Source organism: Kitasatospora sp. NPDC040550, assembly GCF_055594965.1.
The window spans coordinates 25,560-42,097 of sequence record NZ_JBVIWC010000028.1 but is presented as its reverse complement, the minus strand read 5'-3'; the positions used below and the strand labels follow the sequence as shown (position 1 = coordinate 42,097).

Sequence of the window (16,538 nt, the reverse complement as noted above, 5' to 3'; positions counted from 1 at the left end):
CGGCGGCCGGGCCCGGCCCCGGGCCGTTCCGCCGGCCCGGCCCGGCCGGTGTGCCGTACCCGAACGGCCCTTCGGGCGCCGGGCGGTGACAGAACGGTGACGAATCCCTGATGAATCCCTTGCGAAAACCGGTGCTCCGCGGACTTACGATCATCGGCGCCCGGTGACCACACCGCCGGGTCACCACACATGGGGGATCGACGGATGAGCACACCGGCACCGGGCGGCTTCGGGGTCAACCACGCCGCGCTGGACAAGGCGCACGCCACGCTGACCAACCTGGCCCACGACTGCCCGGGCGCGGGCGCGGTGGCCGACGACGCCACCGGGACGGCGGTCGGCGCCCTCAAGAACTGGGACAGCTCCGGGGCGTTGAAGGACTCGCTGGACGAGTGGCACCAGCAGGTCAAGGCGCTGACCGGGCGGCTGAACGCCAACGCCGCCGCGATGCAGAGCACCGGCGCCAACTACCGCAGTACCAACCTGTCCATCGCCCAGTCCCTCCAGGTGCAGTGACCATGCTCGGATACGAAGACGTCATCAACGCCAACCCGGACGCGCTGACCGCGGCCGCCACCCAGTGGCGCGCGATGGCCACCCGGTTCCACACCATGCAGACCACCATGGAGCAGGACGTCCTGGGCGGCTCGGGCAACGGCGGCGGCATCGGCGGCAACGGCCTGTTCACCCCGGGCGGCCCCGGCCTGCCGGGCAGCGGCAACGGCCTCACCGGCGGCCCCTGGTGGACGGGCGGCACCGCGAACCTGGCCAACGCGGCGCTGCTGGCCACCAAGGGCCAGATCGTCGACGCCCAGACCGAGGCCAACGCGATGGCCTCGCTGCTCGACGAGGCGCACGCCGACTTCGCCGCCGCGCAGAAGCAGACCCGCGACGCCGCCGACGGCGCCGTCAAGGACGGCTTCAAGGTGACCGGCACCGGCACCGCCGTGTTCGACGAGAGCACCCTCGACCCGGCCACCCGCCAGGCCCTGCACCACGACCCGGAGGCCCGGCAGTCCTACCAGGACGCGGCCGACAGGTGGACCAAGGCGATCACGGCCGGCGTCCAGGCCGCCACCCGCGCCGACCAGCGCATCGCCGCGGCCCTGCGCGGCGCCTCCAAGGCGGGCAACCCGCTGGACACCACCTTCAACGGCCAGGCCGTGGGCGGCGGCGACGCCGGTGACGCCCAGCGCGCCGCCGACCTGGCCACCCACCTGGACGACCTGACCCCGGAGCAACTGGTCCAGCTGCAGGACCTGATGAAGGACAAGGCCGACCACCCCGCCTTCTCCCAGGGCCTGCTGGACCGGCTCGGCCCGGACGGCATGCTCAAGCTCGCCGGGAAGCTGAGCAGCCCCGGCGGCGACCGCAAGGCCGCCTACACCGACCTCCAGGGCGGCCTCACCCACGCGCTGGCCTCCGCCACCCAGGACACCAACACCGACTTCTACCGGCGCTGGCGCGCGGGCATGAGCAAGATCGGCTGCGACGGGGACCACAACTACGGCTCCAACACCGACCCGGTGTACGGGTACCAGGTCCTGACCACGCTGATGACCAAGGGCGACGCCACGTACTCGGCCGGGATGCTCGGCGACCTGGCCGACGACATCACCGCCGCGGAGAAGAAGACCCCCGACGCGTGGGCCTACAAGGCCAACCACAACGGCACCGCGCTGGGCGCCGACCCACTGGACAACGTGCTCGCCGTGATGGGCCGCGAGCCGGACGCCGCCACCGCCTACCTGGACCCGAACGCGGGCGGCGGCAACCAGCACCTGCACTACCTGCTCAAGGACCGCAAGTGGCCCGAGGGCTGGGTCAGTTCGATGGCCGGCCCGTTCAAGGCGCCCGACCCGCTGTCGCAGAGCGGCCTGGGCGCGGCGCTGGAGGCCGCCACCACCGGCCAGCCGGCCGGCGCCCCGCACACCGGGCACCACACCGAGGCCCAGGCCCGGATCATGCACGACACCGTCACCACCCTGGACGAGGGCCAGGGCGGCAACAAGGTCAACGCCAACCTGCGCCAGCCGCTGGCCAACGCGCTGGCCGACTACACCAACGACAGCCACGAGATCTTCAACGGCCGCAACTCCCAGTACCTGGACCACGGCAGCACGGTGTGGACCGACGCGAACGGCACCGTGCACATGGGCGTCGGCGAGGACAGCCTGGTGCGGGTGATGCGCGGACTGTCCGACAACCCCGACGCCTACGCCACCCTGCACCAGGCGGAGAGCGCCAAGATCGCCCAGGAGCTGTCCTCGATCGGGCCCAACCCCTCGCAGAACGACGTCCAGGACGTGATGAACAAGGGCGCCGCGAGCCTGGGCGTCTACGACGCGATCCGCGCCGACGTCGCCATGGGCCAGCGCGACGACGCCAACCTCCAGGCCGACTGGAAGGCCAAGGTCGCCTACCACGTGGTCGGCGCCCCGCTCACCCCCATCCCGTGGGTCGGCGACAGCGCCCAGCGCCTGGTCGACACCTGGGCCTGGGAGTGGGACAACCAGATGAAGGACCACAACAACAGCGTCGCCAACGCCAAGATCTCCGACACCTACCTGGACGCCAACAACGAGATGACCCACCTGGTCAGCGGCTGGGCCAAGGACCGGGGCATGGACCCGGACAGCAGCATGATCCACGTCGTCGAGGACGCCTCCCACGACCGCCGCTCCACCAGCGCCACCACCGCCGGCCACTTCCTGGGCCGCGGCAACTCCTGACGCACTCCTGACGCGCTCCTGATGTGCCGTCAACCATGCTGCGGCCGCCGCCCCCGGAACTCCGGGGGCGGCGGCCGCAACGGCGTCCTCAGGCGCGGTGGTACTGGACGGGGGTGTGCACCTCGCCGCCCAGCTCGCCGGCCGCGTGGCGGGCCCAGGACGGGTTGCGCAGCAGCTCGCGGCCGAGCAGGACGGCGTCGGCGCGGCCGGCGGCGAGGATCTCCTGGGCCTGGGCCGGCTCGGTGATCAGGCCGACGGTGGCCACCGGCAGGCCGACCTGGTCGCGCACCGCCTCGGCGAAGGGCACCTGGTAGCCGGGGCCGGCCTCGATCGCGGCGTCGGGCACCAGGCCGCCGGTGGAGACGTCCAGCAGGTCCACGCCGTGCGCCTGGAGCTCCTTGGCCAGGCGCACGGTGTCCTGCGAGGTCCAGCCCTCGCGGCCGTCCTGGGGGTTCTCGGTGAGCCAGTCGGTGGCCGAGACGCGGAAGAACAGCGGCAGCTCCTGGGGCCACACCTCGCGCACCGCGTCGACGACCTCCAGCGCGAAGCGGATGCGGCCCTCGAAGGAGCCGCCGTAGGCGTCGGTGCGGCGGTTGCTCTCGGGGGAGAGGAACTGGTGGATCAGGTAGCCGTGGGCACCGTGGATCTCGACGACCTGGAAGCCGGCCGCCAGGGCCCGCCGCGCGGCGTCGGCGAACTGCCGGACGATCTCGGCGATCTGATCGGCCGTCAGCTCCTCGGGGGTGGTGTGCTCGGGCGAGAAGGGCAGCGCGCTGGGGGCGACCGGGGTCCAGCCGTGCTCCTCCTCGGGGCTCAGGGCGCGCCCGCGGTCCACCCAGGTCCGCTCGGTGGAGGCCTTGCGCCCGGCGTGCCCGAGCTGGACGGCCGGGACGGTGCCCTGGGCCTTGAGGAAGTCGGTGATCCGGCGGAACGCCTCGACCTGGGTGTCGTTCCACAGCCCGAGGTCGTACGGGCTGATCCGCCCCTCGGGGCTGATCGCCGTGGCCTCGGTGATGATCAGCCCGGTGCCGCCGGCGGCCCGCGCCGCCTGGTGGGTGTAGTGCCAGTCCGTGGGGACCCCGGCGGCCTCCCCGGCCGGTGCGGCGCTGTACTGGCACATCGGCGGCATCCAGACCCGGTTGGGGACGGTCACGTCCCGCAGGGTGTACGGAGTGAAGAGAGTGGTGGTGCTCATGTCGGACTCCCATGAGGTCGGCGCCGCCGGAGGTGCCGGGTGGAGTCCGGCGATGGGCGCGCAGCCGATTGCGGATGAACTTTACGCGCTCCAACAATAGTTGCGTACCGATTAAGTTGCAAGGGCCGTATATTTCGTGTGGCTCCTATCGTGAGGGCCCGGACTCCGGCCCCGGCTCACCGGCGGCACGCGATGCCGGGGATGCCGTGGGCGGGTCCGCTCGCGGAACTCAGAGGAACCTCAGAGCTCCGCGAGCCTGCCACCGGATTTGATGCGGCGTCAGAATTGGCGCCGCCGCGTCAAATGAGGCCGGGTCGTCCCGGCCGGCCCGGCGATCCCGTGCACAGCCGACACCTCCCGAACGCCTTCCCGCCCCCACCCGACCGAGGAGTTCCCGTGACCGTCGACCTCTCGTCGCTCTTCGAACGTGCCCGCCCCCTGGTCCTGGGGCTGTTCCGCATCGTGGTCGCCCTGCTGTTCGCGTGCCACGGTGCGGCGACCCTCTTCGGCGTCCTGGGCGGAGCACACGGCAAAGCGCCCGAGGCCGGACAGTGGCCCGGATGGTGGGCGGCCGCGATCCAGCTGGCCGGTGGGCTCCTGGTCCTCGTCGGGCTGCTGGTGCGCCCGGCAGCGCTCGTCTGCTCCGGCTCGATGGCCTACGCCTACTTCAGCGTGCACCAGGAGCACGGCCTGTGGCCGATCCAGAACGGCGGCGAGGCCGCGGTCATGTTCTGCTGGGCCTTCCTGCTGATCGCCACGGTCGGACCGGGCGGCCTGGCCCTGGGGCGGGTCCTGCACCGCGCGCCCGGCAGACCCCTCCTCTCCGTCTGACCACTGCCGGCGCCGGCCCGGTTCGCCTCAGACGCCCGGGCCCGCGGACAGCAGGCCGCGGGCCCTGGCCCCGAGGCCGTCGGCGCCGCAGCGGACGGCCAGCTCCAGGCCTCGGGTGAGCGCGGTGCGGGCGGACGGAGCGGAGCCCAGTGCCTCACCGAGGTCGACCAGGGCGATCGCGTGCTCGTAGCGGGCCGGCGAGCGCTCCAGGTACCGGACCGCCTCCGCCAGCAACCCGGCCGCCCGCGGGGCTTCGTGCACCGCGGCGCACAGCCGCAGGGCGCTGCCGACGGCCGAGTCCGTGGCGGACTCCCGGGCCCGGCGCACCGCCTCCTCGGCGAGGTCGCGAGCCCGGTCCGGCTGATCGGGGGCCACCGCTCGGGCCAGGTGCCCCAGCCACGGCGCCCACACCGTGTTGCGCCACCCGCGCGCGTCCAGGGCCGCCCCGGCGGCGGTCAGCACCTCGGCCGCGCCCGGCGCGTCGCCCCGGGCCAGCAGCAGGCGGCCGTACAGCGTGGGGGCGTCGGGCAGCACCATCACCGTCGGGAACGGCGGGCCGAAGGCGTGTTCGCGCGCGAGTTCCAGGGCCTCCTCCAGCCGGCCGCGCGCGGCCACGGTCTCGGCCAGCGCGCCGACCGCGTCCCAGTGCAGCGGGGTGCCCGGGCCGATCCGTTCGGCACTGCGAAGGGCGCGGCGCAGGTAGTCCTCCGCCTCGACGAGGGCGCCGCAGCGGAACCGCAGCATGCCGGTCAGCAGGTACGCGAAGCCGAGGTGGCCGCCGCTCCACCCGGCGACCTCGTAGGCGCGTACCGCCTCGGTGAACAGTTCCTCCGCCCGGTCGACGCGGTCGGCGTACAGGTAGCTGAGACCCAGGACCCCGGGCAGTTCGAAGCCCCAGGTGGCGTTGGTCCAGCCGAGGCTGCTCGGCAGCCGGCCCTGCGGCAGCGCGGACTCGCCCAGCGCGAGTGCCCGTGCGTGGTCGACGCCGCGCAGCGTGAGGTCCCAGCAGCGCAGCACGGCCACCGCGTGGGCCAGGCCGTCGTGTTCGAACACGACGGCCTGGCCCGGGGCCGTCGGGCCGGCGCCGGCATCGGTGAAGGCCAAGCCGACGGTGTCCAGCATCCGGTGGAACTCCGCGAGCCGCCTGGAGCGGCCGGGCCCGTCCGCGTCCTCGGACTGGAACGCGGCGAACATGAAATGGGCGACCTCCAGGCGCAGCCGGCCCGGCCCGGGCGGGGTGAGCGCGGCCTCCTCGGCGCACAGCGCGGCGGCCTCGCCGAGCCGGTTGCTGTGGGCGAGGGCCTGGGCGAGCCGGAAGGTCGCGTCCACCCGCAGCCCGGGTTCCAGCCCGTACGGATCGGCGAGCGCCAGGCGGAGCTGGTTGACCGTGGTCGCCGGGTCGGTGAGCAGGGCCGAGCAGCCGAGTTCGTAGAGCACCGAGGCCCGGTCCTCGTCGGCGGGCGGTTCGCTGACGGCGCGGCGCAGGCAGCGCTGCGCCGCCTCGGGCGCGCCGATGGCCAGGTGTTCGCGGGCCGCCCGGCGCAGCTTGGCCACGATGCGGCCGTCCCCTTCGGGAAGGATCTCCAGCAGGTGCCGGGAGGCCGAGAGCAGGCCGAGACCGGCGTTCTCGATCTCGACGGCGGCCACTCCGTGCATCCCGGTGCGGGTGGCGGGTGGCATCGACTGGTAGACCGAGGTGGCGACCAGCGGGTGGACGAACTCCAGCCGGCCCGTCGGCGTACCGGTCAGCACCCGGTGCCGGCGCAGTTCCCGGACGGACTGGGCGGCGGCCTCCGGCCCCTGGGCGCAGATGACGGCGGCGAGTTCGGGGCGGATGTCGGTGTCCAGCACCGACGCCGCCCAGGCGAAGCGCAGCGCGGTGGGGCCGAGCCGGTCCAGCCAGTGCCGCAGCGTCATTCCCTTCGCCGTGGCGGCGAGTTCGCGCAGCAGCCCGGTGCTCTCCTCGACCGGGGCGAGCCGCTGGTCGGCCACCTCGCGCAGCAGAGCGGCGGTCTCGTACGGGTTCCCGGCGGTGACCGCCCAGACGTGCCGGCAGAAGGCGTCCTCGGCCCGCGCGCCCAGGGCCGCGCGCACCAGGTGCGCGACCGAGGCGGGCTGGAGCGGGCGCAGTTCGTGCCGGCGGTCGGCGCGGTCGGCGAGGCCGCGCTGCAGTGCCAGCGCGTCGTCGGGGAACTCGTCGCGGCAGGCGAGTACCAGCAGGGCCGGCAGCTCCCGGGCGCGGACCGCGAAACCGGCCAGCCAGCCGAGCGATTCCGGGTCGGCCCAGTGCAGGTCGTCGACCAGCACGGCCACCGGCGAACGCAACTGCACGAGACGGGTCAGGACGAAGTCCAGTCCGTCCCGCACCCCCTGCGGATCGAGCTGCCCGCCGGGTGGCAGCAGGCCCGCCGCAGGTCCGACGACGTCCTCCCACGGCCCGAAGACCCGCGCCCGCTCGTCACCGGACAGGGCCGACAGCACCGGCCGCACCAGCTGGCGCACCACGTGGAACGGTTCGTGGCACTGCCGCTGCCCGCCCCGGGCGAACAGCACCGTGCAGCCCGCGCGTTTCGCCGCCCGCCGCACCTCGGTGAGCATCGCGGTCTTGCCCAGCCCGGCCGCGCCGGTGTAGAGCAGCAGTTCACCCACCCCGGTACCGGCGGGCAGGGTGAGTGCCTCGATCGCCTGCGCCGCCGAGCGGAGTTCGGCCTCGCGCTCGTGCAGCGGCCCGTCGCCGCCCCGTCCGGCCCCGCCGTCCCCGGCCCTGCCCTCGGCCACCGCCGCCCCCAATCCGCCCTGCCCGAACCGTCGTTGCAGAGGGCCGAGGCTACTGCCGATCGGTCGGCTCCGGCACGGGCTTGACAAAGCCGCCCACCGGGCCCGGAAAACCCGTTGGCCCACACCCGCCCGGGCGGCGATACTCGCCCGTCGGCGGGGCGGACGAAGGGGGAACGGGCGGGCATGGAGGCCTTCGAGTGCAGGGGGTGCGGCACCGCACTGACCGTGCCGCTGACGCGGGTCCCGTACCCGCTCTACGCCGGGGTGCCCTTCGGCAACGGCGTGGCCATGCCCGTCCTGATGGAGTCCGGCACCTACGCCGTCGACCAGGGCACGGCCGGGCCGGAACTCTCCATCGTGATCGCCCCCGGCGACGCCCACGGCACCGCCCTCGTCCAGCGGCGCGAACTCGGCGCCTGCTGCGGCATCGACGGCCGCTACGGCCCCAACGTCACCTGCGCCGGCTGCGGCCGCAAGGTGGCCACCAGGATCGACGACTGCTCGCTGTGGCAGGCCACCTGGCTGGAACCGTCCGCGGTGCGCCCCGTCCCGGCGGGCCCCGACGCCCCGATCGCCGACTGGCACACCGTCACCGACCGGTGGTGCGCCACCGACCCGGCGGACGGCGACGGCAGCCGGAGCATCCGCTGGGACGTGGAGGCCGCCGTGACCCTGGCCCACCTGGTCCACGCCGCCGACGGCGCGCCCCTGGCCCTCGCCACCGGCCCGCTCGCCCAGGCCTTCCGCCCCCTCCTCGCCCAACTGCCGCCCCCCGCGGCCGACCCGGCCCGCACGGCCCGCACGTCCCGGCGCGCGGCCCTGGCCGGCCCGGGCCGACCACTGCCCCACCGCCTCCCCGACATCGCCGTCGTCCCGCGACACCCCCGGACCGGCGAGTCCTGGCCCCTGCCCCCGGGCGTGGCGGCCGTGCCGCTGGCCGCAGGGTTCTGGACCGCCCTCGCCTTCCGCGACGAACGCGAACTCGCGCCCGCCACCGGCGGCCTGCCCCCGGGCGTCGAACGCGACGACCCCCTCCCGCCCCACCCCAAGTACCCCGGGTACCTCGACCGGTGGGTCTTCCGGGCCGTCCTGAACCGCCTGAACGGCGTCGACGACACGGCGGACGCCCTCTGGTGAGGAGAAACGGCGGCGCCGCCCGGGGAAACCCCGGACGGCGCCGCCGCCACGACCAGCTGTCAGCGCACCGTCTGCGCCACCCGCTGCGCCGGGACGCCCGGCGCCCGGCCCGTACGCGGCGCGGCCGGGGAGGCGCCCAGCGCCGTGCCGCGGGTCTCCTCCGCCCACAGCACGCACACCAGCAGGCCCAGCGCCGTCACCCCGGCGGCGATCAGCATGGTCGGGCCGGTGCCCAGCCCGGTCAGCGCCAGCGGCAGCAGGTAGGTGCCCACCGCGGCGCCGATCCGGCTGACCGAGGTGGCCATGCCCACGGCGGTGGCCCGGATCTCGGTCGGGAACAGCTCGTTGGGGTAGGTCCAGTCGAGCACGTTCGGCCCGCCGCACAGGAAGGCGTACGCGCACAGCGCGGTCAGCGCCACGGCCGCCGGGGCGGTGGGCCACACGCCCAGCAGCGCCAGCGGCACCGTCATCAGCGCGAAGGACCAGATGATGACGGGGCGCCGCCCCTTGGTGTCGATCAGGCGCAGCGCCGGGTAGCAGCCGAGCAGGAAGACCAGGCTGATCAGCCCGGTGCCCAGGGTCTCCATCACGGTGCCGCCGGGCATGCCGAAGGAGGACAGGATCTGCGGGCCGAAGGTGAGCATCGCGAACAGCGGGCCGACCTGGCACAGGAAGAACAGGCCGCAGAACAGGGTGCGGCGCCGGTAGGGCGGGGTCATCAGCAGCCGCAGCCCGCCGGCGGCGCGGGCGCGCCCGGCCGGGTCGGGCATCAGCTCGCGGCCGTCGACCCGCACCCCCAGGTGCTTCTCGACCACGCGCACCGCCTCGCCGACCCGCCCGTTGGCGGCCAGCCAGCGCGGCGACTCCGGCGAGCCGCGGCGGATCACCAGGAACACCACGCACAGCACGGTGGAGCTGGCCAGCATCCACCGCCAGCTGCCCGGTCCGGCCAGCTCCAGGAACAGGTAGCCCACCACGTAGGCGAGCACCGAGCCGGCGTACCAGGCGACGATCTGCTGGCCGAGCAGCCGCCCGCGGTGCTTGGCGGGCAGCCACTCGGCCAGCAGGGAGGTGGCGATCGGGTAGTCGGCGGCCACCGCCATGCCGAGCACGAAGCGCAGCACGGTGATCGCCCACACCGAGTCGACCCAGAACGAGAGCACCGAGCAGGCGACCATCACCAGTAGGTCGGCGGTGTACATCACCTCCCGGCCGATCTTGTCGGTCAGCACGCCGAACACGGCGCCGCCGACGAACATGCCCACCAGGGCGGCGGCGCCGATCAGGCTGACCTCCGCGGTGGACAGGCCCAGGTCGGGGCGCATCCCGATCAGGGCGACACCGACGATGCTCAGGATGTAGCCGTCGAGCAGCGGCCCACCGGAACAGGCCAGCGCCAGCCTGCGGTGGAAGGCGGTGTACGGGGCGTTGTCGATCGTTTGGGACATGGGCTTCGGGGTCCTCCGGGACGTACGGCCACGCGCTCATCACGCGTCCCGTGCGCCGGGTAGACGGCAGGGAACGACGCCGCCCACCGTGGACGGCGCCACCGCCCGATCACACCGGGCGACCGTCCACGGTTGCCCGGATACGCACGGTGAACCACCGGGCCGAAGGTCGGCCGGATTCGTGCCCAAGGTCCCGAAGCGGACAGGGCCTTCGCCCGTGCCGGTTTACGCCCCGCCCAGTCCTCACGGGCCGGACCACGATCCACCCCCCTGTCCGGGGGTGCTGAGTGACCCTCATCACTTCCGGGGCCGCAGAGTGTGGGACCCGCCACATTTCGCCGCACCGGTCCAGACCACCGGCCCACAGGTCAGACGGTGGGCCGCGCCGCGCGCAGCCGCTCCAGCCCCGAGTCCAGCACCCGCCTCTCAGGTGCACCTCCCGGGCCTTCGGGCCTGACTTCGCCGTAGCTGACCCCTGTATGTTCCTTGCGCCCGGCTCGGCGGCACTGAGCCCGGAAATCCAGTGTCGGCGGGCGACGCTCGATTCCACGCAGGTAGCCCGCGAGACGTACCTACCCAGATCATGCTGAGCCCGGCCAGCTTTCCGCTGGCCGGGCTTCTGCGATTCTTTGAGGCCGAAGGGCGAGTTCAGCTTCCGTAGCGCGACGCGTACGCGTCGGGGTACAGGGAGGGCGGGAAGTCCGAGCGTGTCACCCAGACCGAGATGCCTTCTAGCACGACGGCCCATGAGTGCGCGGCTTGCTCCATGTCGCCGTTGTTCACCGCCACTCTGGTTCGCGCCAGGTTCTTGTCCATGAGCTGAGACCATGCATCGAACGCCGCAACAATATCGGCCTCGCACGACGCCAGTTTGGAACGATTACGCCGCTGGCAGCTGATGACAAATGCCCGTGCGTCTCCGTACTGTTCCTCGGTCGGAATCGGTCCAGCAGCGTTCAACTTCCGCTCCCATCATTTGCTGCGAGCATAACCTTCCGCAGGTCCTCGATAGGGATGGTCACGGTGACTCGACTATCGGGATTTATCCGGAAGTCTATCGCACCCGGAATCTCGGCCAGCAGGCGAACCGGCATCGGTACGGCGCCCGGCCAGTTTCGCGGAATGTATTCGAGGGATGTGCAGCCGTCAATCATCTTTCTGCCATCTTCTCCGAGAACTGCGACAGGGCCTCGCCAGGTCGAGCCGGTGTAGACAAACAGCTCTGCTTCCAGAAGTGCCGCCGCAAACCGCTGCTCACTGTAATATCCAGTTGCCGTCAGCTGCAGCTTGTTCTCTATCTCATTAGCTGGCTGAGGCAATCCGAGTGCCATCGGTGAAGGCGCATAGTTTGGATTATGAACAAATTCCATTGCATTGCCGGCCTGGTCAATTTTCCACGCCCCTGCAATTCCCTGTGGAGGGACCTCGCCGTTCGGGTCGAAGCCGGGGTCTATCGAGTAGAGCCACTGACCCGGACGCTTCCGCGCCGCAGCGCGCATGGCATTGGTCAGGGTGGGTTCCTTGCGGTCTGCCATCAGCCGCCGCCTACCTTTCCAGGCGCTCTCGCGCCATATTCTCGCAACAGCTGACCTCTAGGGCGTGCGGCTGCCCGGATTCCTGCCCGCCTCAGGCCTGTAGTACGGGTTCTCGACATATCGGACCGGTTTGCCGTCCTGCATTTCCCAGGCTCCCTTGATGTTCTCAAGGTTGACCCCGCCCGGAAATGCCACTTCCATTTCTTCCGGATAAGGACTGTCCTTGCGGAGTGTGGCATTGACATCGATGCCGCCTTCGGCATCGATGTCATAGCGCCAAGGCTTGGTTTCTCCGATTCTGTTTACCGGATCACGAGTTGTTCCGACAAATACGGAGTTTGTGTTACTGTCTGCATAGCCGCGAAGGTTGTTGTAGTCTTCGACCCACGGGTGGAATCCCCCGTCCGGGGTGAAGATCTCGCTGGGGCTCCTGCGGTCGAAGCGATAGAGGTCCTCAGTCGTGGTTCGCCATGTCGGGGCATATTTCATGTCGGAAAGATCGACATTCTTATTGGCCGCCGATTTCAAGGGGTCGTTCGGCCACTCAGGGGTACTCTGGCCTTCAAGCTCCCGGAGCTTCCTCGCCTCCGGCGGGAGGTCCGCCAGATCCTTTTCCCAGGCGGCCTTCTCGGCTGCTTCCTTCGCCGCTTTCTCGGCAGCCTCTTTAGAGGCCTTCTCGGCGGCGTCCTTGGCGGCCTGTTCGGCGGTGTTCTTGGCCGCGTTCTCGGCTACGGCGGTGGCTTCGCGTTCGGCTGCGGTGGCGGCGACGCTGCTGCCGCCGGTTTCGGGGGCGAGGAACAGGTTGCCGAAGAGTTTGCCGCCGGCTTCGGCGGGGTCGGATCCCCAGCCGCTGCCGACGAGGCCCTTGACGGCTTCGACGGGGTTGTTGGCGGAGCCGGACAGACCGGCCAGGAGGCCGGAGAGGCCGGTGGCGTACTCGGCGGGGTGGGTGGCGTTGTACGGGTCGATCGGGTTCACGCTGCGCAGGAGCTTGTTCAGGTCGACGACGCTCTTCACGACACCGCCGCCGAAGTGGGTGACGAGTTGTGGGACGGACGTCGCGGTGTCCATCACCTCGGCCTTGAGGATCTCCGTGCGGCTCGGCATCGCCGGGGCGGACTCCACGAGCGCCTTGATCGCCGTCAGTGCGGTGCGGGCGGCGGAGTCGCGCTGGGTGCGGGCGGCGTTGAGCTTGTCCTCGGCCTCCTTGAACTGTGCGACCGCGTCCGCAGGGGGTGAGAACGTGCCGGGGTCGGCCGGCGGGCCGCCCTGGCGCTGGTTCGCCGGCGTCGCGTTGTACGCCTTGAGCCGCAGATCGTAGGTCATCGCGTCGTTCATGAAGGACTTGGCTGCGGCGTCGGTCTTCTTCTGCGCCTCCTTCCAGATCCGGACGGCGTCCTTGGCCTGATCCTGCGCCCAACTGACGGTGTGGGCGTAGGCGGTCAGGGCGGTGCCGGCTTTCGCGAAGGAATCGGCCGCGGCCAGCCACTGTTTGGGCTGGGGGTCGAAGTCCCGGCGGAAGTTGTCGGCGGCCTCTCCGGTCCAGTGGTCGGTGTCCAGGCGGGTCAGGCCCTGGCCGGCCTTGTCGAACGCGTCGTGGAACTTCTGCAGGTGTCCGGCGACTTCGTTCAGTTTCTTGGCGTCGCCGTGCAGCAGTTCGGCCGGGTCGTCGCTCTGGTCGAGGTTGCGTTCCCTGACCTTGAGGCCGGCGTCGTCGGCGATGTCGTCGCCCCAGCCGCTGACGGTCTGTCCGGCGCCGTGCAGGCCGGCCGCGTCGAGTGCCTCCCCGGCCAGGTGCCCGCCCTTCTGCAGGCCCTTGGCGACCATCTTCGTCCCGCTGTCGACGGCATCGTCGACGAAGTCCAGGGCGTCTCCGAGGAATCCCACCGCGTCACTTCTCCGGGGCCGGCGGGACGGGGCCGGTGATCGCGTTCACCGTCATGTTGACGTATCCGGGCTTCTGGAGGGCGTCCTGGGCCGCCTTCTTCCACTGCTGCTTGATGTCGTCCTCGGCCTTGTCGAACGACTCGCCGGAGTAGTCCGGGTGCATGATGTCGTTGATCGGGTTGTCGCCCCAGGTCTGCGACCACGACCGGTGCTCGACCTGTTCCTCGGTCAGGTGCGGGTTGCCCATCACTCCGGACACGACGTCCTTCGCCAGCCCACTCGCGTACTGCTCCTGCTCGTAGTAGGTGCCGGCCGCGAGGCCTACCCGGCTCGCCATGTTGGAGCCCTTCACCACCAGCGACCTGACCGCCCAGCTCCAGCGCTCGCAGAACTCCGCGAACGTCGAAGACAGTTCGGAGTCGCCGGCATCCATCCCGCCCAGCTCCAGCTCGGTGAAACCGTTCCCGCCCTCCGCGATCCCGGCGATGCCGATCGCCTTCAGCTCGGCGATCACCCCGGTCAGGCCGTCCGCCACCAGCTTCAACGCCTCAGGATCCGCCTGATAACCCTCACCCAACGCCCACACCCCCCGTCATCCCCGGCCCGTCCAGGGCCACCGCGTCCGGCACGATCCCCCGCACCGGTGGAAAGAGCATCGGCTCCTTCCCCGCCACATCCAGCGCGATTCCCCCGGGGACACCGAGCCCCGGCACCGCCACGTCCAACAACCGGCTACCGAACACCGTCATGTACGGGAACCCGTCCAGCGGAAGCCCCTTGGACCGTACGAACGCCGCCAGCTCCTCCTCGGACGAGAACGCGAAGATCCACCGCAGACCGCTCTCGTCCGCCGTCCACACCGCCTCATCGCCCCACAACGGCACCAGTACGGCACTGAGCCGAAACTGCGCCAGCATCACCAACGGATCCCCGGCCCCCGCCCGCAACATCCGCACCTGATGCACCAAGCCTGTATTACGCACCGTCACCCCCCATCACAGGCCGCCCGATACCTTAGCGCACGTACTTTCGAACACCGGGTTGCCGGCTTTCGAGGGCCAAGGCCGCCGTGCCTGAACCGGGGCGGGCACCGGCCATCGGCCCACCGGGACCGGTGCCATGATCCCGAGCATCCCAGGATGTCGGGTGGCGGTTGACGATCCCGGCGGGGCGGGGGAGGGGGGTTCAGGAGGCGGGCGGGCGGTGCGGGTGCTGGCGGTCCTGCTTGCAGGCCTCCTGCTGGAGGAGGACGGCGATCTGGTCGACGTCGTCGTTGACGTCGAAGAAGCCCTGGATGTTCGGGACGGCCGCGCCGTTGACGCCGACGAAGAAGGTGTAGAGGTGGCCGTCGTCCGCCTGGAGGTAGCCCGCGTAGGTCTGGGCGTTGATGGCGAACTGCTGGTTGAGCCAGTCGAAGCCGATGATGGTGCCGGGCTTGGCGAAGACCTTGCCCTTGGCCGGGCAGGCATCGGTGGTGCAGTAGAGCGCGCCGGTGCCGGACACGCCGAGGATCGGCAGCGAGGTGCGGAAGGCGTCCGCGTCGGGGGTGTGCAGCCAGTACGCGAGCAGCTGGTTGAGCCCGGTGGGCGTGACCCGGTCGACGGGGACGTCGCCGCGGCCGTCGGCCATCTGGAACTGGGTCGGGTCGACCTTCGCCGTCGTGGTGAGGAAGTCGTGGATGACGGGGAAGCCGTCGAAGCAGTTGGTGCTGCCGCGGCCGACGGCCATGTTGCACAGGGCCAGGTTGGCGCCGAGGTTGTGGCTGACGTTCAGGATCAGCTTGGCGTACTCGCGGTACGGCGGGGAGACGAAGGCGGCCACCTGGGGGTCGCCGCTGTACGAGGCGGGCAGCGCGGCCTGCGGGTTGGGCCCGGTGGGCGGGGCGGTGACGGTGACCCCGGCGCGGGCCAGGGCCTCGATCAGGGCGGTGCGCCCGAACGCGTTGGGGTCCTGGACCTGGGAGATCTTCAAGGTGGGCGGGGCGTCGGCGGCGATGGTGCCGGAGAGGGTGATGTTCGTGCCGTCGGGGGAGGCGCCGACCTGGATGTCGGTGGTGCCGCCCGCGTCGACGGTGCGGACGGTGGAGGTGACCTGGTAGGGCGCGACCTGCGGGCGCCAGCTCAGCTGGGCGGGCTGCCCGGGGGAGGAGGGCGTGGTCAGCAGGTCGATGACGTTGTCGTTGATGATGAGGGGGGTCGGCTGGGGGTTGAGCGCCGGGGGCGTGAACAGCCGCGGGTCGATGACGACGTCGCCGTCGACGGTGGTGATGCCCGAGTCGCGGACCTGACGGGCGATCTGGTCCAGGCCGGCGAGCGGGTCCTCCGGGGTGAGGGTGGCGCCCGGGACGTCGTCGGCGTAGGTGTGGTCGATGGGGGTGAAGTCGACCGACCCGTCCGGCTTGGTGCGGCCGCCCATGGTGAGGTCGCCCTGGGCGACGAGCGCCAGGTTCCCGGTGAGGGTCGACCCGTCGAGGCGGCCGACGGCGTGCACCGGCGTGGTGAAGCGGTGGTCGGGGCCCAGGGCGTGCCAGGCGCCGGAGACGGTGATCAGCTTGACGGTCGAACCCGGCATGAAGAACTGGTCGGGGTACCGGGAGTGGACGACCCGCCCGTCCTCGGGGTCGATCTCCAGCAGCCCCCACTGGGCGTGCTGGTAGGCGGGCTTGTTCATGATCGCCGTGATGTCGGGACTGAGGTCGTCCTGCGGGTTCTCCCCGGGCGCGGCGGCGGCCGTACCGGCCACGACCGCGAGTGCGACGCCGACGACGGCCCAGGGCCGAAGCCGACCGCGGATCCTTGCTCTCATTCGCTCAGCCGTTCCTTGAGTCGGAAGCCCCGTTTCGCGGGGCGCTCAAGGCGCACATGGTAGGTATGCGGACTCCGGGCGCCGGGATCCCGGGCGGTGTGCTGACGGCGCGGGGTGCGAGAACCATCCGATCGGTCGAAGGCGGGCGGCGTCTGATAACAGTAGGCCCGGGCCGCACGCGCTGCGGCCC

13 protein-coding genes are annotated in these 16,538 nt (G+C 71.6%); 4 read left to right on the top strand and 9 right to left on the bottom strand.

The window, feature by feature from the left end; translation table 11 throughout:
- Positions 1 to 204 precede the first annotated feature (204 nt).
- Together ACZ58X_RS32570 and ACZ58X_RS32565 are read left to right on the top strand one after the other, a co-directional pair.
- A complete protein-coding gene (locus tag ACZ58X_RS32570) occupies positions 205 to 516 on the top strand; it encodes a hypothetical protein (RefSeq protein WP_470337176.1) in 312 nt (103 codons plus the stop codon).
- A 2-nt stretch (positions 517 to 518) separates the two neighbouring features.
- Complete coding sequence (locus ACZ58X_RS32565; RefSeq protein WP_470337175.1) at positions 519 to 2,732, top strand: hypothetical protein; 2,214 nt, start codon at positions 519 to 521, stop codon at positions 2,730 to 2,732.
- 88 nt (positions 2,733 to 2,820) lie between these two features.
- Here the strand turns inward: ACZ58X_RS32565 and ACZ58X_RS32560 are convergent, their stop codons facing one another.
- A complete protein-coding gene (locus tag ACZ58X_RS32560) occupies positions 2,821 to 3,927 on the bottom strand; it encodes an NADH:flavin oxidoreductase/NADH oxidase (RefSeq protein ID WP_470337174.1) in 1,107 nt (368 codons plus the stop codon).
- Positions 3,928 to 4,323: 396 nt separating this feature from the next.
- On the opposite strand from ACZ58X_RS32560, the gene ACZ58X_RS32555 reads away from it, so the two are divergent.
- Positions 4,324 to 4,758 (top strand): DoxX family protein, encoded by a 435-nt coding sequence (locus ACZ58X_RS32555; RefSeq protein ID WP_470337173.1) that lies wholly within the window; start codon positions 4,324 to 4,326, stop codon positions 4,756 to 4,758.
- Positions 4,759 to 4,785: 27 nt separating this feature from the next.
- On the opposite strand, the gene ACZ58X_RS32550 is transcribed toward ACZ58X_RS32555, so the two are convergent.
- Positions 4,786 to 7,536: an ATP-binding protein gene (locus tag ACZ58X_RS32550; protein ID WP_470337172.1), complete on the bottom strand. Its 2,751-nt coding sequence runs from the start codon at positions 7,534 to 7,536 to the stop codon at positions 4,786 to 4,788.
- 183 nt (positions 7,537 to 7,719) lie between these two features.
- Here ACZ58X_RS32550 and ACZ58X_RS32545 point away from each other — a divergent pair, with 183 nt between their 5' ends.
- Positions 7,720 to 8,673 (top strand): hypothetical protein, encoded by a 954-nt coding sequence (locus ACZ58X_RS32545; protein ID WP_470337171.1) that lies wholly within the window; start codon positions 7,720 to 7,722, stop codon positions 8,671 to 8,673.
- Between the two features lie 59 nt (positions 8,674 to 8,732).
- Here ACZ58X_RS32545 and ACZ58X_RS32540 read toward each other — a convergent pair whose 3' ends face one another.
- The 7 genes from ACZ58X_RS32540 to dacB all read right to left on the bottom strand — a co-directional run bounded on the left by ACZ58X_RS32540 (position 8,733) and on the right by dacB (position 16,348).
- Positions 8,733 to 10,121: an MFS transporter gene (locus ACZ58X_RS32540; RefSeq protein WP_470337170.1), complete on the bottom strand. Its 1,389-nt coding sequence runs from the start codon at positions 10,119 to 10,121 to the stop codon at positions 8,733 to 8,735.
- Positions 10,122 to 10,769: 648 nt separating this feature from the next.
- On the bottom strand, positions 10,770 to 11,081 hold the full coding sequence (locus tag ACZ58X_RS32535; RefSeq protein WP_470337169.1) for a hypothetical protein: 312 nt from the start codon (positions 11,079 to 11,081) through the stop codon (positions 10,770 to 10,772).
- On the bottom strand, positions 11,078 to 11,656 hold the full coding sequence (locus ACZ58X_RS32530; RefSeq protein ID WP_470337168.1) for a type VII secretion system-associated protein: 579 nt from the start codon (positions 11,654 to 11,656) through the stop codon (positions 11,078 to 11,080). The genes ACZ58X_RS32535 and ACZ58X_RS32530 overlap by 4 nt, the downstream gene beginning before the upstream one ends.
- A gap of 57 nt (positions 11,657 to 11,713) precedes the next feature.
- The gene (locus tag ACZ58X_RS32525; RefSeq protein WP_470337167.1) at positions 11,714 to 13,543 is read right to left on the bottom strand and encodes a putative T7SS-secreted protein; all 1,830 of its coding nucleotides are present in this window, start codon (positions 13,541 to 13,543) and stop codon (positions 11,714 to 11,716) included.
- Between the two features lie 4 nt (positions 13,544 to 13,547).
- Positions 13,548 to 14,087: a hypothetical protein gene (locus tag ACZ58X_RS32520; protein ID WP_470337166.1), complete on the bottom strand. Its 540-nt coding sequence runs from the start codon at positions 14,085 to 14,087 to the stop codon at positions 13,548 to 13,550.
- A gap of 25 nt (positions 14,088 to 14,112) precedes the next feature.
- Entirely contained in the window at positions 14,113 to 14,508 is a 396-nt protein-coding gene (locus ACZ58X_RS32515; RefSeq protein WP_470337247.1) for an SseB family protein, read from the bottom strand.
- A gap of 220 nt (positions 14,509 to 14,728) precedes the next feature.
- The gene (dacB, locus tag ACZ58X_RS32510) at positions 14,729 to 16,348 is read right to left on the bottom strand and encodes a D-alanyl-D-alanine carboxypeptidase/D-alanyl-D-alanine endopeptidase (protein WP_470337165.1); all 1,620 of its coding nucleotides are present in this window, start codon (positions 16,346 to 16,348) and stop codon (positions 14,729 to 14,731) included.
- Between the last annotated feature and the right edge of the window lie 190 nt (positions 16,349 to 16,538).